General features: G+C 72.5%; 18 protein-coding genes. 12 read left to right on the forward strand and 6 right to left on the reverse strand.

Features of this window, described 5'->3' with window-relative positions:
- Nucleotides 1-193 precede the first annotated feature (193 nt).
- The 6 genes from QSK10_RS27695 (at nucleotide 194) to QSK10_RS27720 (ending at nucleotide 6,619) form a co-directional block, all read left to right on the forward strand.
- Nucleotides 194-1,426, forward strand: coding sequence for a hypothetical protein (locus tag QSK10_RS27695; RefSeq protein WP_285666084.1), 1,233 nt, complete (start codon nucleotides 194-196; stop codon nucleotides 1,424-1,426).
- A gap of 12 nt (nucleotides 1,427-1,438) precedes the next feature.
- On the forward strand, nucleotides 1,439-2,281 hold the full coding sequence (locus QSK10_RS27700) for a P1 family peptidase (RefSeq protein ID WP_285666085.1): 843 nt from the start codon (nucleotides 1,439-1,441) through the stop codon (nucleotides 2,279-2,281).
- A gap of 24 nt (nucleotides 2,282-2,305) precedes the next feature.
- Nucleotides 2,306-2,722, forward strand: a complete 417-nt coding sequence (locus QSK10_RS27705; protein ID WP_285666087.1) for a VOC family protein — start codon at nucleotides 2,306-2,308, stop codon at nucleotides 2,720-2,722.
- Nucleotides 2,719-3,468: an SDR family NAD(P)-dependent oxidoreductase gene (locus QSK10_RS27710; RefSeq protein WP_285666088.1), complete on the forward strand. Its 750-nt coding sequence runs from the start codon at nucleotides 2,719-2,721 to the stop codon at nucleotides 3,466-3,468. The genes QSK10_RS27705 and QSK10_RS27710 overlap by 4 nt, the downstream gene beginning before the upstream one ends.
- A gap of 80 nt (nucleotides 3,469-3,548) precedes the next feature.
- Nucleotides 3,549-4,535: an ADP-ribosylglycohydrolase family protein gene (locus tag QSK10_RS27715; RefSeq protein ID WP_285666089.1), complete on the forward strand. Its 987-nt coding sequence runs from the start codon at nucleotides 3,549-3,551 to the stop codon at nucleotides 4,533-4,535.
- Between the two features lie 65 nt (nucleotides 4,536-4,600).
- Entirely contained in the window at nucleotides 4,601-6,619 is a 2,019-nt protein-coding gene (locus QSK10_RS27720) for a M3 family metallopeptidase (protein WP_285666091.1), read from the forward strand.
- An 868-nt stretch (nucleotides 6,620-7,487) separates the two neighbouring features.
- On the opposite strand, the gene QSK10_RS27725 is transcribed toward QSK10_RS27720, so the two are convergent.
- Nucleotides 7,488-8,090 carry an NADPH-dependent FMN reductase gene (locus QSK10_RS27725; protein ID WP_285666092.1) on the reverse strand — a complete coding sequence of 201 codons (603 nt, stop codon included), beginning with the start codon at nucleotides 8,088-8,090 and terminating at the stop codon, nucleotides 7,488-7,490.
- Between the two features lie 99 nt (nucleotides 8,091-8,189).
- Between QSK10_RS27725 and QSK10_RS27730 the strand changes: the two genes are divergently transcribed.
- On the forward strand, nucleotides 8,190-8,819 hold the full coding sequence (locus QSK10_RS27730) for a TetR/AcrR family transcriptional regulator (RefSeq protein ID WP_285666094.1): 630 nt from the start codon (nucleotides 8,190-8,192) through the stop codon (nucleotides 8,817-8,819).
- Nucleotides 8,820-9,484: 665 nt separating this feature from the next.
- On the opposite strand, the gene QSK10_RS27735 is transcribed toward QSK10_RS27730, so the two are convergent.
- Nucleotides 9,485-9,625, reverse strand: a complete 141-nt coding sequence (locus tag QSK10_RS27735; protein ID WP_285666095.1) for a hypothetical protein — start codon at nucleotides 9,623-9,625, stop codon at nucleotides 9,485-9,487.
- 220 nt (nucleotides 9,626-9,845) lie between these two features.
- Here QSK10_RS27735 and QSK10_RS27740 point away from each other — a divergent pair, with 220 nt between their 5' ends.
- Nucleotides 9,846-10,448 carry a hypothetical protein gene (locus QSK10_RS27740; protein ID WP_285666096.1) on the forward strand — a complete coding sequence of 201 codons (603 nt, stop codon included), beginning with the start codon at nucleotides 9,846-9,848 and terminating at the stop codon, nucleotides 10,446-10,448.
- Here the strand turns inward: QSK10_RS27740 and QSK10_RS27745 are convergent.
- Nucleotides 10,445-11,032, reverse strand: coding sequence for a hypothetical protein (locus tag QSK10_RS27745; RefSeq protein WP_285666097.1), 588 nt, complete (start codon nucleotides 11,030-11,032; stop codon nucleotides 10,445-10,447). The two genes, QSK10_RS27740 and QSK10_RS27745, sit on opposite strands and share 4 nt — an antisense overlap.
- 196 nt (nucleotides 11,033-11,228) lie before the next feature.
- Between QSK10_RS27745 and QSK10_RS27750 the strand changes: the two genes are divergently transcribed.
- Nucleotides 11,229-12,098, forward strand: a complete 870-nt coding sequence (locus QSK10_RS27750; protein WP_285666098.1) for a hypothetical protein — start codon at nucleotides 11,229-11,231, stop codon at nucleotides 12,096-12,098.
- 43 nt (nucleotides 12,099-12,141) lie between these two features.
- On the opposite strand, the gene QSK10_RS27755 is transcribed toward QSK10_RS27750, so the two are convergent.
- Nucleotides 12,142-13,002 (reverse strand): hypothetical protein, encoded by an 861-nt coding sequence (locus QSK10_RS27755; protein WP_285666099.1) that lies wholly within the window; start codon nucleotides 13,000-13,002, stop codon nucleotides 12,142-12,144.
- 269 nt (nucleotides 13,003-13,271) lie between these two features.
- On the opposite strand from QSK10_RS27755, the gene QSK10_RS27760 reads away from it, so the two are divergent.
- Both QSK10_RS27760 and QSK10_RS27765 read left to right on the forward strand, forming a co-directional pair.
- The gene (locus tag QSK10_RS27760) at nucleotides 13,272-13,712 is read left to right on the forward strand and encodes an SRPBCC family protein (protein ID WP_285666100.1); all 441 of its coding nucleotides are present in this window, start codon (nucleotides 13,272-13,274) and stop codon (nucleotides 13,710-13,712) included.
- A 10-nt stretch (nucleotides 13,713-13,722) separates the two neighbouring features.
- Nucleotides 13,723-14,046 carry an ArsR/SmtB family transcription factor gene (locus tag QSK10_RS27765; protein WP_285666101.1) on the forward strand — a complete coding sequence of 108 codons (324 nt, stop codon included), beginning with the start codon at nucleotides 13,723-13,725 and terminating at the stop codon, nucleotides 14,044-14,046.
- Between the two features lie 676 nt (nucleotides 14,047-14,722).
- Here QSK10_RS27765 and QSK10_RS27770 read toward each other — a convergent pair.
- Together QSK10_RS27770 and QSK10_RS27775 are read right to left on the reverse strand one after the other, a co-directional pair.
- Nucleotides 14,723-15,367, reverse strand: a complete 645-nt coding sequence (locus QSK10_RS27770) for a DUF4241 domain-containing protein (RefSeq protein WP_285666102.1) — start codon at nucleotides 15,365-15,367, stop codon at nucleotides 14,723-14,725.
- A gap of 276 nt (nucleotides 15,368-15,643) precedes the next feature.
- On the reverse strand, nucleotides 15,644-15,766 hold the full coding sequence (locus QSK10_RS27775; protein ID WP_285666103.1) for a hypothetical protein: 123 nt from the start codon (nucleotides 15,764-15,766) through the stop codon (nucleotides 15,644-15,646).
- A 358-nt stretch (nucleotides 15,767-16,124) separates the two neighbouring features.
- Here QSK10_RS27775 and QSK10_RS27780 point away from each other — a divergent pair, with 358 nt between their 5' ends.
- Complete coding sequence (locus tag QSK10_RS27780; protein WP_285666104.1) at nucleotides 16,125-18,392, forward strand: HelD family protein; 2,268 nt, start codon at nucleotides 16,125-16,127, stop codon at nucleotides 18,390-18,392.
- Nucleotides 18,393-18,463 lie beyond the last annotated feature (71 nt).

Genomic DNA, 18,463 nt, shown 5'->3' on the forward strand with positions numbered 1-18,463 from the left:
CCCGACGGGGGCGCGGTGCGGGAAAGCCGCCTCTAGCAGGCGAAGCGGGTGACACCCGCGGTGCGGCGAAGGCTCATCACGGCGTCACCTCGCTTTCCTCTCTCGGGCCGGAGGCGTGGATGCCTCTACGGCGCGGCGGCTGAAGTATATCGCCGATTCCGGGATCCTGGCAGGGTCGCGGTACAACTTGTTGATGGCCCGTCACAGCTCGTCGCGGTACAGCAGGTTGAGGCTCGGACTCGTCCTCCACATCGCCTTGATGGTCGGCGCCGCGGTGCTCGCCGCCGGGGTCTCGGGCTGGGGCATCTGGTGGCTGTTCGGGTCGCCGGACCTGTCCGGGCCGACCGATCAGGCCTCCCGCTTCGAAGTGGTGAAGCTGATCCTCACCGTCGCCGGGAGCTTCACCGCCGGACTCGGCGCGGTCATCGCACTCGTGGTGCAGTACCGCAAGCAGCACCTCAGCGAAGCGGGCGAGCGGCGCGAGGACACGAAGCTGTTCCTGGAGCGCTACGCCAAGGCCGCCGAGCAGCTGGGCTCGGACAAGGCGGCGGTGCGGCTGGCCGGGGTGTACTCGATGGTGTCCCTCGCCGACGACTGGGCCGAGGAGCGGCAGACCTGCGTGGACGTGCTGTGCGCCTACATCCGGATGCCGTACGAGCCGCCCTCCGACGCCGACCCGGAGGGGATGGGGGAGCGGCAGGTGCGGCACGCGCTGCTCAAGGCCCTCTCGCAGCGGGTCTACGACGGGTACGACCGGGCCTGGCCGCGCTTCCGCTTCGACTTCACCGGCGCGGTCATCGACGGCGGAGTGATGGCGCGCATGGCCGTACCGGCCCACAGCGAGGTGCTCTTCGACCGCGCGCGCTTCACCGGCGCCGAGCTGAACCTGTGGGGCGCGCACGTCGCGGGAGGCGTGCTCTCCTTCGACGGGGCGGTCATCGAGGAGGGCGCGCGGGTCGACCTGTCCTCGATGAACGTGACCCACGGCGTGTTCCGGGCGGACGGGATCCAGGTGCGCGAGGGCGTGCTGGACCTGGCGTCGGGCAGGTTCCCCGGCGGCGGGCTCCTGCTGCGGGAGATCTCGCTCGAAGCCGGCGGCGAGGTGCGCCTGACCGGGGCGCGCTTCGGTGACACCATCGGCATCGGAGGGGTCGTCGACGGCGGCCTCCTCGACTTCACCCGGGCCGAGTTCGGCCTCCGGCCGGGCACCGGCCACGCCCTCCCGCAGAAGATCGGGCCCCTCGACATGCGCGCCGGGCGGCTCGACTTCACCGGGACCCTCGCCGAGCGCCCGATCGAACTGGGCGAGGTGACCTTCGGCGGTGGCACCGTCGACCTGCGCGAGCTCGGCGCCGACACCGTCGTCCGGTACCCGGAGGGCGCCCTGGGCCTCAGCCTTCCGCAGCCCCGCCGCCCGGAATCGTGATCTACTCGCCCCATGCTCACCCTCGGCTTCCGGGTCGGCCACTGGACCGACCATGACGCCCGCACCGGCTGCACCGTCATCCTCTGCCCGGAGGGCACCACCGCCTCCGCCGAGGTGCGCGGCGGCGCGCCGGCCACGCGTGAACTCGCGCTGCTCGAACCGCACCGCACCGTCCAGACCATCCACGCCGTGCTGCTCACCGGCGGCTCGGCCTTCGGGCTGGCCGCCGCCGACGGGGTGATGCGCTTCCTCGAAGAACAGGGCCGGGGAGTCCCGACACCGGCCGGGAACGTGCCGATCGTGCCGTCCCTCGCCCTGTTCGACCTCGCCGTCGGCGCCGCCGACGTGCGCCCCACCGCCGCGTCCGGGTACGCCGCGTGCCGGGACGCCGAGACCAACACCGTCCTGCACGGACGCGTCGGCGCCGGAACGGGCGCGCGCGTGGGCCAGTGGCGCGGACCCGAGCACGCCCGCGACGGCGGCCTGGTCACCGCCGCCATCCGCGACGGCGACCTCGAAGCCGTCGCCCTCATCGCCGTCAACGCCGCCGGGGACGTCGACCACCACCGGCGGCCCCTCGAAGAGCACGCCCGCCACTCCACGGCGATCCAGGGCACGCCGATGACCAACACCACCATCGGCCTGGTCGCCACCAACGCCCGCCTCGACAAGACCGGCTGCCTCCTCGTGGCCCAGGGCGCGCACGACGGACTGGCCCGCGCGATTGTGCCGCCGCACACACGCTGGGACGGCGACGCGTTCGTCGCCGCAGCGACCGGCCGGGTCGAGGCCGACGTCGACGCCGTCCGGCTGCTCGCCGCGGCCGCCGTCGAGAAGGCGATCTTGAGCCTGTAACCGCACCCGCCTACGGTGAAGCGCATGAGTTTGCCGCGCTTCCACCACGCCATCCCCGTCGACGACCTCGACGCCGCCCGCGCCTTCTACGGCGGCGTCCTGAACTGCCCGCAGGGCCGCGAGTCCGACAGCTGGATCGACTGGGACTTCTACGGACACCAGCTCGTCACCCACCACGCCCCCGGCGCGCGCAGCGAACACAGCAACGCCGTCGACGGCCACGGCGTGCCCGTGCCCCACTTCGGCCTGCTGCTCACGATCCCCGGCTTCCACGCCCTCGCCGACCGCCTCCGCGCCGCCGGAACCCCCTTCGTCATCGAGCCCTACCTGCGCTTCGAGGGACAGCCCGGCGAGCAGTGGACGATGTTCTTCCGCGACCCGGCCGGAAACGCCATCGAGATCAAGGCCTTCGCCGACGACACCCAGGTCTTCGCCCGGTGAGCCGCGTCCTGATCACCGGCGCCGGAGGCGGCATCGGACGCGCCATCGCCCACGCCTTCGCCACCGCCGGGCACACCGTCGCCGTCCACTACTCGGGCAACGCGCAGGGAGCCGAGGAGACCCTGCGGTCGCTGCCCGGCGAAGGGCACGGCATCGTCACCGGCGACATCTCGGACCCCGAGACCCCGCCCGCGCTCATCGCCACCGCCGCCGAAACCCTCGGCGGACTCGACGTCCTGGTCAACAACGCGGCCGTCATGGTGGCCCACCCGATCGCCACCACCTCGTACAACGACTGGCGCGCCGCCTGGTCACGCACCCTCGCGGTCAACGTCACCGGCACCGCCGACGTCTCCTACTGCGCCGCCCGGCACATGATCGGCAACGGCGTCCAGGGCCGCATCATCAGCATCGGCTCGCGCGGCGCCTTCCGCGGCGAACCCGATCACCCCGCCTACGGCGCCTCCAAGGCCGCCGTGCACGCCATGAGCCAGTCCCTGGCCGTCGCGCTCGCCCCGCACGGCATCGGCGTGGCCGCCGTCGCCCCCGGCTTCACCGCCACCGACCGCGTCGCCGCGCGCCTCACCGGCGCCGAAGGCGAGGCGATCCGCGCGCAGAGCCCCTTCGGGCGCGTCGGGACGCCCGAGGAGGTCGCCTCCGCCGTCCTGTGGCTCGCCTCGCCCGGGGCGATCTGGGCCAGCGGCACCGTCATCGACCTCAACGGCGCCTCCTACCTGCGGACCTGACCCGCCGGCGGGCCACGGGCCGGAGCACCCCGCGACGGCGGTGCTCCGGACCGTGGCCGCCGCCCGGCACAATCGACGCCATGACGCACTCCTCCTTCTGGCGGGCCGTGCTGCTCGGGGGCGCGGTGGGCGACGCCCTCGGAGCCCCCGTCGAGTTCCACCGCCGTGACCAGATCCGGGACATGTACGGCGAACTCGACGGCCTCGTCCACCACCCGCACCGCTTCGGCGCCATCACCGACGACACCCAGATGACCCTCTTCACCGCCGAGGCCGTCATCGCCAGCCGCCGCCACGACGGCGAAGCCTTCCCGGCGGCGCTGTTCTACTCCTACCTGCGCTGGCTCGCCACCCAGGGCCGCCGCGCCCGCCTCCCCGAAGGCGAGCGCCGCCTTGAGCTGCGCGGGCTGCTGTGGGACGACGACGACCTCCACCACGTCCGCGCGCCCGGCACCACGTGCCTCAACGCGCTCGAAGGCGGCTGGTACGGGACCCGCGAACGCCGCCGCAACAACTCCAAGGGCTGCGGCGGCGTCATGCGCGCCGCGCCCGGCGGGTCCTACGAGGCGGGCGTCGCCATCGGCGCCATCACCCACGGCCACCCCACCGGGTACCTGACGGCGGGCGCGCTCGCGGGCATCATCGCCGTCCTGCGCGACGGCGGCAGCCTCGACGAGGGCGTCCTGGACGTCCTGGCGCGGCTGCGGTCCGAACCGCACGGCGGCGAGACGGCCGCCGCGCTGGAGGCCGCCGTGGCCTACCGGGGGGACGACATCGAGGAGCTGGGCGCGGGCTGGATCGCCGAGGAGGCCCTCGCGATGGGCGTGTGGGCGGCCCGCCGCGCCGACGGCGACGTCCGCCGGGCGCTGCTGGCGTCCGTCGACCACTCCGGCGACTCCGATTCCACCGGTTCGATCGCCGGGAACCTGCTCGGCGCGATGCACGGCGAGGCCGCGCTGCCTGTGGAGTGGATCACGGAACTGGAGGCGCGTGACCTGATCGCGCGCGTTGGGGCGGATCTGGGCGCCCCGGAACCGGCCCCAGATGACGTCTACCCCTACATCTGAGTGGCGGATTCGGCGGCCAAGGGGCAGTCTGGGTCCGTCGACGACATGTAAGGAGCGAAACCACCGTGACCGATAACCCGCTGCTCGTACCGAGCGATCTGCCGTACGAGTTGCCGCCTTTCGCCCGCATCCGCGACGAGCACTACCGTCCGGCCTTCGAGACGGGGATGGCGGAGCACGCGGCCGAGGTCGAGGCGATCGCGTCGCGACAGGACGCGCCGACCTTCGACAACACGATCGTCGCGCTGGAGCGCGCCGGCTGGACCCTCGGCCGGGTCCAGACGGCCTTCTGGACGAAGATCGCCTCCGACTCCACGCCCGCGCTGCGCGAGCTGGAGTCCGAGCTCTCGCCGAAGCTGGCCGCCCACACCGACTCGATCCTGCTCAACCCGCGCCTGTTCGCCCGCGTCCAGGCCGTCCACGAGCAGCGCGACCAGCTGGCCGACCCCGAGCAGCGCCGCCTGCTCGACCGCTTCCACACCGACTTCGTGCGCGCCGGTGCCGCGCTCCCGGCCGAGGCGGCCGAGGAGCTCAAGGCCCTCAACGCCGAACTGGCCGCCCTGTCGGTGGCCTTCGACCAGAACCTCCAGGCCGACACCAACGACGCACTCGTGGTCGTGGACGACGCCGCCGAGCTGGACGGCCTCACCGCCGACGCGATCGCCGCCGCGGCCAACACCGCCAAGGAACGCGGCCACGACGGCAAGTACGCCATCAGCCTCATCCTCCCCACCGCGCAGCCGGCGCTGGCCTCGCTGACCGACCGGAACGTGCGGCGGCGGCTGTACGAGGCGTCCGTCAACCGCGGGCTCACCTCGAACATCGACCTGGTCGTCAAGGTCGCGAAGCTGCGGGCCCGCCGCGCCAAGCTGCTCGGCTACGACACCCACGCCGACTACATCATCGCCGACCAGACCGCGCGCGAGGTCCCGGCCGTCGTCGAGCGCCTGGAGGCCATGGCCCCCATCGCCCGCCGCAACGCCGTCGCCGAGGCCGCCGCGCTCCAGGAGGCCATGCCCGAGGGCGAGACCCTGGAGGCCTGGGACTGGCCCTTCTACGCCGAGAAGGTCCGCCAGGAGCGCTACGCCGTCGACGCCGCCGAGATGCGTCCCTACTTCGAGCTGAACCGGGTCCTCAAGGACGGCGTGTTCTACGCCGCGTCCAAGCTCTACGGACTGTCCTTCGTGGAGCGCGGCGACCTGGTGGGCTACCTGCCCGAGGTCGGCGTGTACGAGGTGTTCAACGAGGACGGCTCGCCGCTCGGGCTGTTCCTCGCCGACTACTACACCCGCGCCAGCAAGCGCGGCGGCGCGTGGATGAACAGCCTCGTGCTCCAGTCGCGGCTGCGCGGGCGCAAGCCCGTCGTCCTGAACAACCTGAACATCCCCCGCCCGCCCGACGGTGAGCCCACCCTGCTCACCTTCGACGAGGTCAAGACGATGTTCCACGAGTTCGGGCACGCCCTCCACGGGCTGTTCTCCGACGTCACCTACAACCGGTTCTCCGGCACCACCGTCCCCCGCGACTTCGTGGAGTACCCCTCCCAGGTCAACGAGATGTGGCAGACCTGGCCGGAGATCCTGTCCAACTACGCCAAGCACCACGTCACCGGCGAGCCGCTCCCGCAGTCCTACGTGGACGGTCTGGCGGCCGCCGAGAAGTTCGGCGCCGGATTCGCCGGCCTGGAGTACCTGGCCGCCGCCCTGCTCGACCTGGCCTGGCACCGGATCAGCGACGGCGACGAGCCCGGCGACCCCATCGCCTTCGAAGCCGCCGCCCTCGAAGCGGCCGGCGCGGCCCACCCCGCCATCCCGCCGCGCTACAAGACGATGTACTTCCAGCACATCTTCTCCAGCGGCTACAGCGCCGGGTACTACTCCTACATCTGGAGCGAGATCCTCGACGCCGACACGGTGGAGTGGTTCAAGGAGAACGGCGGCCTCCAGCGCGCCAACGGCGACGCGTTCCGCGCGAAGCTGCTCTCCCGGGGAGGCAGCGTGGACCCGCTCGCCGCGTTCGCCGACCTCCGCGGCCGCGAGCCGGACATCCGGCCGCTGCTGGAACGCCGGGGACTGGCGGGCTGACCCGCCCGGTCTTCTGAGGTGAGTGTGAGAACGGCGGCCCGATGGGCCGCCGTTCTTCGTTCGGGGTTTCAGGGCCAGGGCTCAGGCCGGCGTGACCCGTGCGGCCGAGGCGACGAGTGGACGTGAGGGAAGGGGCGAGAGCGGCGCCTGCGGTCTTCGCGGCGGTGCGGGCCCGGGCGGCCGAGGTCGGGTGGGCCCGATGCGCCGTCCACACGGTGTGGCCGGTCGCGGCGGCCGGTCCAGGTGAGGCCGAAGTGGCGTGGACGATGCGCTGCCCATGTCGACCGGGGATCCCACGCTCGCCTTCCGCCCGGGCCACCAGGTGTGAGTGTGCGGGCGGCTGCATGGTCCGCGGTGAGCCGAGAGGGCATGCCGCGGCATCGCGACGATCGCGGGCGGGGCGGGGCGGGGCGTGGCCGCTCGGCCGCTCGGGCGCGGTGAGGCCGCGCGATGGCGGGCTCGTGTTCCGGCGGGCGTCGTGACCACCGGCGCTGACGTGAGCCGGTGCGGCCGAGGTGGCGAGGCGGGGGCGGCGAGGCCGCGCGATGACGGGCTCAGGCCCCGGCGGGCGCCGTGACCGGTGGGCCGGGGCGGCGAGCGGGTCCTCCCGGGCGTGATCTCACCGTGGCCGATGCGGTGCGCGCGACGGGATACCCGGGGTGGGAGAGTCCCGCCGTATCGCGGCTGATCGTGGGCAGGTGGCCGGGCCTCGACGCGGCCGTGAGGCGCGGCGGTGTGGACCTCACCACCGCGCCTCACGTCCCGTACCCCGCGTCCTCGTTCCGCGTTCTTCCCCGTGCCGCGCTCGCCCATCCCGCGACCGGTGCGGGCGGTGGCCGGTCGCCTGTCCCGGGGCGGGCGGGCGCGGTCAGGCCGCGACGGCCTGTTCGCGGAGGGGGCGCAGGGCGCCGGTCCAGGCGAGGAGCTCGCCGAGCATGGTGTGCACCAGCGGGGTGAGGCGCCCGGGGGCGTCGATGGTGAAGGCGCTGGTGGGGTCGGCGGGGTTCTCCCACTGGAAGTCGGTGAAGATCGTCAGCGGGACGTGGGTGCGCACGTGCGCGACGCGCAGCTCGCTCAGGACGCCGCGCAGGTGCTCGGCGGCGCGGATGCCGCCGCTGGGGCCGAAGCTGACGATCCCGGCGGCCTTGTCGTTCCACTCGGGGTACAGGAAGTCGATGGCGTTCTTGAGCGCGCCGGGGATCGAGTGGTTGTACTCGGCGGTGACGAAGACGAAACCGTCGAAGGAGGCGATCTTCTCCGACCACACGCGGGTGTGCTCGTGGGTGTAGGGCGCGCCGAAGGCCGCCGGGACGGGCTCGTCCAGCACGGGGAGGCCGAAGTCGGCGATGTCGACGACCTCGTACTCGGCGTCGCCCTCGTGGGTGGCGGCGACTCCCTCGACCCAACGGGCGACCTGTTCGGTCCGGCGGCCCGGTCGGGTGCTTCCGGCGATGATGGCGATGCGGGTCATGCTCTGCTCCTGGGGAGAGAATCGGTGAGCTGTCGGCACGGCTAAGGTACAACGGCCGTTGTAAAACTTGCAACGAGCGTTGTAAGTGAGGGAGGACACGTGGCCCAACCGGGTAAGAGGCGCGCGCTGCTCGATGGCGCCCTCACCGTTTTCGGGCGGGAGGGGTACACCGGCGCGTCCATCGACGCCATCGCCGCCGAGGCCGCGGTCTCCTCCCGCACCATCTACAACCACTTCGGGGACAAGGCGGGCCTCTTCCAGGCCGTCATCGAGGACAGCACACAGCGCGTCGCCGACGCGCAGGTCGGGATCATCGAGGGCTACCTGCGCAAGGTCACCGACATCGAGGCCGACCTCATCGACTTCGGCGTCGCCCTCATCCGCCACGGCTGGGGCGACTTCGCCGACCACGCCGCCCTCATCCGCCGCGTGGACGCCGAGTCGCAGCACGTCCCGCCCGCCGCCATCGACGCCTGGCGCGAGAACGGGCCCCGCCGCGTCGTCCGCGCCCTCGCCGCGGCGCTGACCCGCCTCACCGAAGAGGGCCTCCTCGACATCGAGGACGCCGACCTCGCCGCCAGCCACCTGATGGTGTTGGTCTCGGGAGCCGTCCCGTTCCGCCACGGCATCGTCGCGATCGGCACGACCGACCTGGAGAAGGGCGTGCGGACGGGGGTGCGCGTGTTCCTGTACGGGTACTCGACGAAGGCGCGCGGCGAGCGGGACTGAGGACGCCCCGGGGGGAGGCGACGCCGTAGTCCGGCGCGCCTAGACGCGAGGCCCGCAAGCGGGCGGGGCCGTCCGCCGTGGGGAGATCCGCTCACCCGTCGCCCCGCGTGACCTGATCGGGGGTGCCGGGATACCCGTCGCACCAACGGTTCCCTCTAGGCGTGTGCCCGTACTCGGTGAGGCGTCGAAGCGGACCCTCGTTTCACGTCGGCAGGCAGGGTGACCGTGTGTCATCCCCGCCGGTCGCCTCCGGTGCGCGCACACTGGAAGTGGAGCTGGGCCGCCCCGTGGAGGTCCCATGCCATGAACGCGCACGACACCGCTCCCGCGCACGAGTCACCGGCGGAGCGCCAACACCAGGCGGACCCGCCCGAGCCACCGTGCGCGCTGGAACCCGCCGGCCCGCCGGACGGGTCCCTTGCGGCCGAGCCGGTGTCGGTGCCCGAGCTGGTGCCGATGCCGGTGTCAGAGCCGGGGGATACGGCTTTTCTCCCGGTGCCGCCACCCGGAAACGGGCAGGCGGAAACCGCGCTGGAGCCCACGGCCCCACCGCCGGACGACGCCGTGGCGCTCGCCCCGGCGATGACAGTCACCCCTCCGCCGGTGGCTCCGGTGGAGGACGATCCGGTGGACCTCACGCCCCCACCGGACGCGCCAGGCACGCCTCAGCCGGATGTGACGGCCCCGCCCGGGCCGGAGGCCGCCACGCCGGTCGCGGTGACCTCGACTCCCGAGACGGTCGCTCCCGAGGCGGCCGCTCCCGAGAGCACGGCCCCCGAGACGGCCCCCGAGACCAGTGCGGACACCGGGCATCCCGAGGCCACCACCGGCACCGCGCCCTCTGACACCGCGCCCCCTGACACCGGGCTCCCAGAGACCCGGATCCCTGGCGCTCGGCCTCCGGGCGCCGCCCCTGACGGCACGACCTCCGGCGGTGCGGCCACCACTCCCGGGCCGGTGACGGCGGCCGGCCCGCCGCCGGTGCCCGGCGCGCCGCCCACTCCGGTGCCGCTCCCGTCCCCGGTCATGGCACCGCCCGGACGGCCCGGCGGTGCCGTGACCGGCGAGCCCGTCCCGGCACCGTCCGCCACCGCCACCCCCACGACCACGACCACGACGACCACCGTCCCCACAGCCCCCGCCCCCACCACCCCGCGCCGCTCCTGGTGGGAGCGGTGCGCGGGGTGGCAGTCGCGGGTCCTCGGGAACCTCGTCGAGTGGAGCGTCGTGCGCACCGGTGGTCAATGCGCCAGCGTGGGCCAATACAGCGGTGCGGGCCAATACAGCGGCGTGGGCCAGTACGTCACCGGCGGGGAGCACGCCACCGCCGGCGGCCTGCGAGTGTGCCGCGAAGGACGTCTGCGGCTGCACTCGAAGGGCGGCACCACGTTCGGCGACGTGTTCGTGTGGGACCGGGCTCCCGCGGACGCGCGCAAGGGCCTGATCGCGCACGAGACTCATCACCGCGACGCGCAGTGGCGGCGCTACGGGTGGGTCTTCGGGTTCATGTACCTATGGGCTCACCTCCTCGACGTCGTCGTGCGCCGCAAGTGCTGCAACCGCTATGAACTCGCCGCCGAGCGGGCCTCGAACGGCGGTGGCGGGTACGGCTGTCTGGGGAAGGACTAGGACGATGTCCGCTCGCGCAGCCCGCGCGCCGCCTCGCGGGCCAGCCACGGGTAGGCCGCGCCGATGGCCTCGGCCACGCGGCGGCGCAGCAGGCCCAGGGCCTCGCGCTTGCCGGGACGCCCGTCCAGCACGGCGAGCAGCTCCTCCGGCCTCGGCAGCCGGGACCGCAGGTAGTCGACCTGCCAGCGGTGCAGGCGCGCCTCGTCCAGGGGACGGGACCGCTCGTGCTCGACGGCCAGGGCGGTCAGGCGTTCCGGCGGATGCTCCGGCAGGTCCAGGACGGCCTCGCGCGCCAGCGCCAGGGCCGCCTCGCGCCCGCGCGCCAGCCGCGCGGCGCTGCGCGCGCGTTGCTCGGCCGCCGCCTCGCCGCGCGTCCGGAACGCCTCGCCCTTCTCCACCGCGGCCACTCTGGACAGCCGGTACATGCGCATGGGCGCGCGGGTTCTGATCACCGGGTTGGGCCGGACCTGGTCCGGTGGGTCCAACAGGTCCCTGATCATGGACGGCGCCCAGCCCCGCCGCGCCAGCTCCGAGCGGGTCACGAAGGCCTCGGTGCTCTCCGGTGTCGCCTCGATGAGCAACATGGTCGGTCCTTTCTCCACGGAGTCGCAGCTCTCTGAAATCACTGCGACACGGAGCGTAGAGATCGGGTACGACATTCCTCAAAGGGCAGTGCTCGTCGGGGCACACCACCCCGGCGGCGCGGGCAGTACCACGGCGGCGGGGGCGTCCGTACACCTTCGGTGACCACTATGGATAACTGAATCGGGAGGTCAGAAAGTGGCCGAATACGCTCCTGAAGCGATCCGCTGGCTGGCCCAGCAGATCCAGGCGAAGATCCCCAAGGCGAAACTGTCGGGCATCGTCGGTGACAGTGCGCACACGTACGGCTATCACCGCGCCCGCTCCAAACTGCCCAAGTCCGACTACTCCGTCCAGCTCGACGAGGACCGCGCCGGCGACGCCGACGCCGCGAGCGCGCTGGACATCTCCTTCACCGCCTCCGACATGAAGACGGTGACCGGCCGGCTCCTCAAGTCCGCCAAGGACCAGAACGACCCGCGCCTCAACTACTGCCGCGAGTTCTACGGGACCCTCGACGGCAAGACGGTCTCCGGATGGGACACCCATTTCGGCAATCCGGCGACCAGCGACGACAGCCACTTGTGGCACGTCCACATCTCATTCCTGCGCAAGTACGCCACCGACAAGACCGCCATGGCCGCGGTCCTGTCGGTCGTGGTGGGAGAGAACGACCCGGGAGACGACGACGTGAGCGCCAAAGACATCTGGACATACGATCCCAATGACCTCGGCCAGGGCGGCATCGCCAATGTCCCCGGCCGGGAGGATTTCCCCGCGAACAAGACCGTGCAACCCGCCTACGCCCTCAGCGACACCTGGAACAACACGCGCCAGATCATGGCCGAGCAGGCCGTCGCCAAGGAGCGCGAGACGCAGATCCTGGCCGCCCTCGGCGAGCTGAAGACCACGCTGGGCGACCTGTCGGCCACCCTCGCCAAGCAGCTCGGGCCGAAGCTCGTCACGGCCGTCCGCAGCGGCATCGGCGACAACCTGGACGACGCGCAGCTCACCCAGGCCATCGAGGCCGCCGTGCGGTCCGTCCTGGGCGGACTGGACGGAAAGTGACCATCGGGCCGGTGCCGCCGGGCGGCACCGGCCCGTGACGGATCTAGGTCGCCCCGCCGATCGGCTTGAGCGCGTAGGGCTCCGGCGACAGCTCGCCGCCGAGCTGGAAGAGCGAGAACACCGGGTCGAGCTGCCCGAGGTCCACGTCGGCGAACACGGCTCGCTCGCTGCGGACGTAGGACAGGCACACCTCGTCGGTCATCGCGAAGACGCGGACGCGGTCGACGACCTTCTCCGGCGAACCCAGGAACGCGTCCCGCATGCACCGCAGCGTCAGCCGCACCACGAGCGACTCGAACCACTCGGCGCGCTCGTCCTCGTCCCCGTCGGGCAGCGACTCGCGCGGCGGCACCTCGACGCGGACGGTCAGCTCGCGCGCCGAGGGCCGGTAGGTGAAGGACCGCTCGACGGCCAGCCACTCGGGGAACCTCGACGCCTCCAGCGACATCGTCACGAACCGCAGGAGGGTCGCGGTGTCACCGGCGCGGAGGGCGGCCATGAGGCGGTCGGCGCGGATGTCGTGGGACTCGATGCGCGCGCGCATCTGGTCGTCGTACTTGGCCTTGGCGGCATTGAGCTCGGCGATGCGCTCGCGCTCGCGTTTGCGCCAGTCGGTCAGCGCCAGCCGGTACTTCAGCACCGAGGTCTGGTGCGCCTTCTTGTAGGCGGGCAGGGACGAGCCGAAGCGCCCGCTCGCGCCGGGTTTGAAGTCGGCCCATTCCGGTTCGGCGTAGGGGATCGCCAATCGGCCCGGGTCGAAGGGCTTGACGCGTAGGGGGTCGACGTGCCGGAAGAGTTTGGGGACCTCGACACTCGTCGGTCCCGCCGTGAGGATCGCGGCGATGTCGGCGATCGGGTCGCCGGGGGAACCTGTCTGCGCGGGCCGTTCCAGACTGCGCGTCATCTCGGACACCTTCTTCAGGGCCTCGGGGTTCGATGGCGGTCTTTCCACATCAGCAAAGTGGGCGCTGTCACTGCAAGTGCTCTGTCGGGTACCGGTCGCAAGAATGTCCTCAGTGGACCCTGAGCGATGGTAGGCGATGTCGCGCGTCACAGCGAGCGACCCCTTCCGTGCGGGCGGCGATCGGGACGGACTCAGATGCAACCGTTCGGTTGCGCGTCCTGGTCATACGTGCAACCATCGAGTTGCAGGTACGGACAAGGAGGCACTTCATGGTCCCGGACCAGATCAGCAGAGAGATACACGTCGAGGCACCCGTCACCCGTGTGTGGGACGTCCTCACCAAGGCCGAGCACGTCGCCGAGTGGTTCGGCGACGCCGCGCGCGTCGACCTCCGAGAGGGCGGCGAGCTCGTCCTGGGCTGGACGGCGCACGGCTCGTTCCACGCCGAGATCACCCGCGTGGACCCGCCCACGCGCTTCTCGTACCGTTGGCACAAGGACGCCGAGGTCACCACACCCCCCATCGAGGCCGACTCGACCCTCGTCGAGTTCACCCTCACCCCCGACGGCGACGGCACGCTGCTGCGCGTGGTCGAGTCCGGGTTCGCGGGACTGGCCGTCCCCGCCGAGGAGCAGGCCCACGTGGCGGCCGAGAACACCAAGGGGTGGGGCGAGGAACTCGGGCAGCTGAAGGTGTACGCCGAGAAGTGAGGGCGAGCGGATGAGCGACGGGACGGTGGCGGAGGTCCTGGCGGCGATGGCCGACCCGACCCGCCGCGCCCTCCTCGACTCGCTCGCCGCGGGGGGCGAGGCCAGCGCGACCGCCCTGTCCACGGGACTTCCGGTGACCAGGCAGGCGGTCGTGAAGCACCTGGCGGTGCTGGAGCGGGCGGGCCTGGTCACCCCGCGCCGCGAAGGGCGCGAGGTGCGGTACGCGCTGCGCCCGGCGCCACTGGCGGACGCCGCGAGCTGGCTCGGCGGGCTCGCGGCGGAGTGGGACGCGCGGACGCGGGACGGGGACGGGGTGGGATCGGCGGGGCGTTAGGGCGGTGGGGTGGATCGGGGCGGGTGGGGTTCGCCGGGGCTGGCACCACGGCCACACGGTTACACGACCACCGCTGTCACCGCTGTCACCGCCACGACGATGCGGCTCGCGAGAACCACAGAGGGCGACGGGCCCGATTGCCGCCGGTCTGGCGTTTCGGCGCTCGCGAGAATCAGTGAACCGCACAGGTGCGGCGTGCCCTTGGGGTTTGGGGACGCACCATTCGCAGGCCCGTGCCGCCGCCGTGCCGACGTGGTGCGCGGGGGCGACTGAAGCGCGAACCGGCTCGCGGCCGGGGAAGACGGTGTCGGACGGGCCGGGTCTCAAGGACCGGCGTGGGGCCCACGCTCGGTGGTGGTTCAGCGTCGCCGCCATGCCGCCGCGATGCGCAGGGACCACCGAAGCCCCGCTGCCGGACGCCGCGAGCCGACACGGCGGATTCCGGGGGCTGCGACGCGCCGATGCGCGAGGGAACGGCGTCGGGCTGGTGCGGGATCACGCCGGGTGCTGTTTCAGCCTCGCCACCACACCGGCGCGGTGCGCGGGCCACTGCGCCCCGCGCGCGGCGAACTCCACCGGTGCGCGCCTCGGCGTCCGAAGCCGGAGCCACCGGCTCCGTGCGGCCCCCACTTCGCATGACGCCCCCGAAAACCGGCGCCCCCGAAAACCAGCTCCCCTAGAACACGTGGAAGTCCGTCACCACCGACACCACCCGCCCGTCGGCGGCCCGCCCGACCCAGGTCGGGTAGACGCCGTTGCCCCAGCCGGACGGGAACGCGGCCACGTTCAGGCCGGACTCGGTGTCGCCGACCAGCGCGCCCAGGTCGCCCTCGCGGGCGGTGGCGAGCGCGCCGTCCAGCTCGTCGGCGTCGTTGATGCGGTCGAGGGCCTTGGCGGCCTCGGCGTCCAGGAACGCGCCGATACCGGCGTCCACGCCGTAGCCGAAGTACAGGTCGCCGCTCAGCGAGGCGGTGTCCTGCCCGGCCACCACGGCCATCTCCCAGGACGCGGCGGCCTCGGCGGCGATGACGACGCGGGCGGCGGCGACCTTGCGGGCCTGCTGCGGGACGCCGTTGACGGTGGCGACGTCGGCCACCGCCAGCTCGACGGGGTGGTCGCCCGGCGGGAGCTCGGCCGTGAAGGGCTCCAGCTCCCACACCACGGACGGATCGCAGGCGGCCAGCCGCCCGGAGGGCAGTGCGAGGCGCCCCAGCTCGACCACCTCGATCACGGCGTCCAGCGTGGGTGTTTCGATGCGTCGTCCGGCGGCGAAGAAGGCGTCGAAACCGCCGGTGCGCAGGGTGCGGGGAGTTTCCGACATAGCGGCATCCTAGGACGCAGATGTGACAAGTGGGGGATCCCCGCGCGGTGCGGCGCGGACGGGGCGCAGAGGTGTCCAATGTGGACGGATGGGATCGGGGGGCGGAAGGCTTGGTGCGGAGGGGATCGGGGTGCCCGATTCACGGCGGTGACCGGTTCCGGACAGGACGGGACGGCCGCGTGTGGTAGCACCGAACTCACCCGGGTGGGTGAGGCGGCCCGCCGTGCTCGGCGGGCCGCCCGCCGTCTCGGGCCGGGTCACGCTCGGCCGAGTCGGCTAGCCCCAGGTGAACCCGTCGGCGAGCGTCGACACGGAGGAGTCGTCCGCGGACGGCGCGCCCCAGGCGAAGCCGTCGGCGGAGGCCGCGCTGGCGGTCAGCACGGCCACGGCGGTGGCCACGAGCGTCGCCGAGACGACGACGATCTTCCGGATTGTTCATCAATGTGGATCTTGGGATCCGCATGGATGACGCGGGACGATGAAGATCAGCTGACGGCCGATGAGGCGTATTCGTGTGTTCCGGCTCGCACCCGCCCGGCACGGTGGAGCATGGGGGCGAGCGCCGGAATGCGCGCGGCCGTCCCGGCGTTGCACGCTCGGCGCGGCGGGTGCGGAGGATGTGCCGTCCGTCAAATGGGAATGCGCGCTCGGATCATTTGCCAGGCCCCGACGGGCTTGCTATCTTTGGCATTCAAAAGCGCATAGAAATAAGGCGGCACAATTGCCGACCGGGCAATAATATCCATCGGGAGGCCCTTTGTCAAGTTCGGAACTCGACCGTGAGCAAGCGTACGTCTCCTCCCTCTACGCGCGTCTCGACCAGATGCGCGAGCAGGCGGGGGCGCAGCTGGGCAGGGTCCTCGCCCAGTCCGGCGGCACCCATCAGGACCGCAGTCAGCGGGACGCCTTCGCCGCCGCGGGTTACGGCCAGATCGCCGAATACGACGCGATGGAAAACGGCCTGGTCTTCGGCCGGCTGCAATTCGGCGAGGATGAGGTTCATTACATCGGCCGCCGTGGATTGTTCGAGGACTCCGCCGAGCGGCGGCAGCTGCTGATGGACTGGCGCGCGCCCGCCGCCCGTCCCTTCTACCTCGCGACGGCCGCCGCGCCCGAGGGCGTGCGCGTGCGCCGCCACATCCGCACCACCGGGCGCACGGTCACCGGCTTCGACGACGAGATCCTCGACCTCGCGGCCGTCGACACCACCGGCCACGACACCGTGACCGGTGAGTCGGTGCTGCTGGCCTCGCTGAACGCGTCCCGCACCGGCCGCATGGGCGACATCGTGGAGACCATCCAGGCCGAGCAGGACCGCATCATCCGCCACGACGTGCGCGGCGTCCTGGTCGTCCAGGGCGGACCCGGGACCGGCAAGACCGCCGTCGCCCTGCACCGCGCCGCCTACCTGCTCTACACCCACCGCCGCGAGCTCACCACCCGCGGCGTGCTCGTCGTCGGCCCCAACCCGACCTTCCTCGGCTACATCGGGCGCGTCCTGCCCTCCCTGGGCGAGACCAGCGCGCTGCTGGCCACCGTCGGCGACCTGTTCCCCGGTGTCACCGCCACCCGCGACGAGACGCCCGAGGCCGCCGCCGTGAAGGGCTCCCTCGCGATGGCCGAGGTCATCGCCGACGCGGTCCGTGACCGCCAGTGGGTGCCCGAGGAGAGCCTGGAGGTGACGATCGAGCGCGACACCTACCACCTCGACGCCGCCTTCTGCGAGCGCGTGCGCGAGCAGGCCCGGCGCAGCCTGCGCCCGCACAACCGGGCGCGGCCGATCGTCGCCGACATGGTCGTCGACGAGCTGGCCCGCCAGATCGCCGAGCGCATCGGCGGCAACTTCTTCGCCGACGAACCCAACCTCCTCGAAGAGGGCGACCGGGCCGTCATCCGCGGCGAGCTCCGCGAGGACCCCGGCGTCACCGCCGCCCTCGACGAGCTGTGGCCGGTGCTGACCCCGCAGGGCCTTCTGGAGGACCTGTACCAGTGGGAGGACCTTCTGGAGTCGGCCGCGCCCGGGCTCACCGGCGAGCAGCGCGCGGCGCTCAAGCGCGCCCCCGGCGGCGGCTGGAGCGCCGCCGACGTCCCCCTGCTGGACGAGGCCGCCGAGCTCATCGGCGAGGACGAGGCGGTGCTCGCCGAGCGGGCGCGCAAGCGCCGCGAGCAGCAGGCCCGGGTCGCCTACGCGCAGGGCGTCCTCGACATCGCCGCCGGTTCGGAGTCCTACGAGTTCGAGGACATCGAGTCGGAGGTCCTGCAGGCCTTCAACCTGATCGACGCCGACGAGCTGGCCGGCCGCTTCGAGGAGGAGGAGAGCCTCACCGTCGCCGAGCGCGCCGCCCGCGACCGCACCTGGCTGTTCGGGCACATCATCGTCGACGAGGCGCAGGAGCTGTCGGCGATGACGTGGCGGCTGCTCATGCGGCGCTGCCCGGGCCGGTCGATGACCGTGGTCGGGGACGTCGCGCAGACCGGCGACGCGGCGGGCACCACGTCGTGGGCGGAGGTCTTCGAGCCCTACGTCCAGGACCGCTGGCACCTGGAGCACCTCACCGTCAACTACCGCACGCCCGCCGAGATCATGGCCGTGGCCGGCGACGTCCTGTCCACACTGGACCCCGACCTGGCTCCGCCGGCCTCGGTGCGCGAGAACGGCGTGCTGCCCTGGGCGTCCCGTGTGGACGATCTGGGCGAGCTGCCCGGCCTGGTCGCCGCCGAGCGCGCCGAGACCGGGGACGGCCGCCTGGCGGTCATCGCGCCCACCGCGCTGCTGGCGCGGGTGGCCGAGCTGCTGCCGGACGCCGCCGTCGACGGCGACCTGGAGTCGCCCGTGGTGGTGCTGGACGTCAAGCGCGCCAAGGGACTGGAGTTCGACACCGTCGTCCTCGTCGAACCCGAGGACGTGGTGGCGGAGTCCCCGCGCGGCCTGTCCGACCTCTACGTCGCGCTCACCCGCGCCACGCAGCGCCTCGGCGTCGTCCACACTGGACCGCTCCCGGAAGTGCTGGCGCGCCTGAAGTAGGTGGGTATCGGCCGTGTGACCCTACGTATCGTCGCTGTATCAGGGGTCACACGGCCGACGCCTCGCGCGCG

It is taken from the genome of Actinorhabdospora filicis, from assembly GCF_030269765.1.
GTDB classification, from domain to species: domain Bacteria; phylum Actinomycetota; class Actinomycetes; order Mycobacteriales; family Micromonosporaceae; genus Actinorhabdospora; species Actinorhabdospora filicis.

Excerpts from the sequence above, each read along its gene's own strand:
- QSK10_RS27725 (WP_285666092.1), bottom strand. The coding sequence starts at position 8,090 with ATGACCCGCATCGCCATCATCGCCGGAAGCACCCGACCGGGCCGCCGG.
- QSK10_RS27695 (WP_285666084.1), top strand. The coding sequence starts at position 194 with ATGGCCCGTCACAGCTCGTCGCGGTACAGCAGGTTGAGGCTCGGACTC.
- QSK10_RS27740 (WP_285666096.1), top strand. The coding sequence starts at position 9,846 with ATGGCACCGCCCGGACGGCCCGGCGGTGCCGTGACCGGCGAGCCCGTC.
- QSK10_RS27770 (WP_285666102.1), bottom strand. The coding sequence starts at position 15,367 with ATGTCGGAAACTCCCCGCACCCTGCGCACCGGCGGTTTCGACGCCTTC.
- QSK10_RS27715 (WP_285666089.1), top strand. The coding sequence starts at position 3,549 with ATGACGCACTCCTCCTTCTGGCGGGCCGTGCTGCTCGGGGGCGCGGTG.
- QSK10_RS27765 (WP_285666101.1), top strand. The coding sequence starts at position 13,723 with ATGAGCGACGGGACGGTGGCGGAGGTCCTGGCGGCGATGGCCGACCCG.
- QSK10_RS27755 (WP_285666099.1), bottom strand. The coding sequence starts at position 13,002 with ATGACGCGCAGTCTGGAACGGCCCGCGCAGACAGGTTCCCCCGGCGAC.
- QSK10_RS27700 (WP_285666085.1), top strand. The coding sequence starts at position 1,439 with ATGCTCACCCTCGGCTTCCGGGTCGGCCACTGGACCGACCATGACGCC.
- QSK10_RS27745 (WP_285666097.1), bottom strand. The coding sequence starts at position 11,032 with ATGTTGCTCATCGAGGCGACACCGGAGAGCACCGAGGCCTTCGTGACC.
- QSK10_RS27705 (WP_285666087.1), top strand. The coding sequence starts at position 2,306 with ATGAGTTTGCCGCGCTTCCACCACGCCATCCCCGTCGACGACCTCGAC.
- QSK10_RS27760 (WP_285666100.1), top strand. The coding sequence starts at position 13,272 with ATGGTCCCGGACCAGATCAGCAGAGAGATACACGTCGAGGCACCCGTC.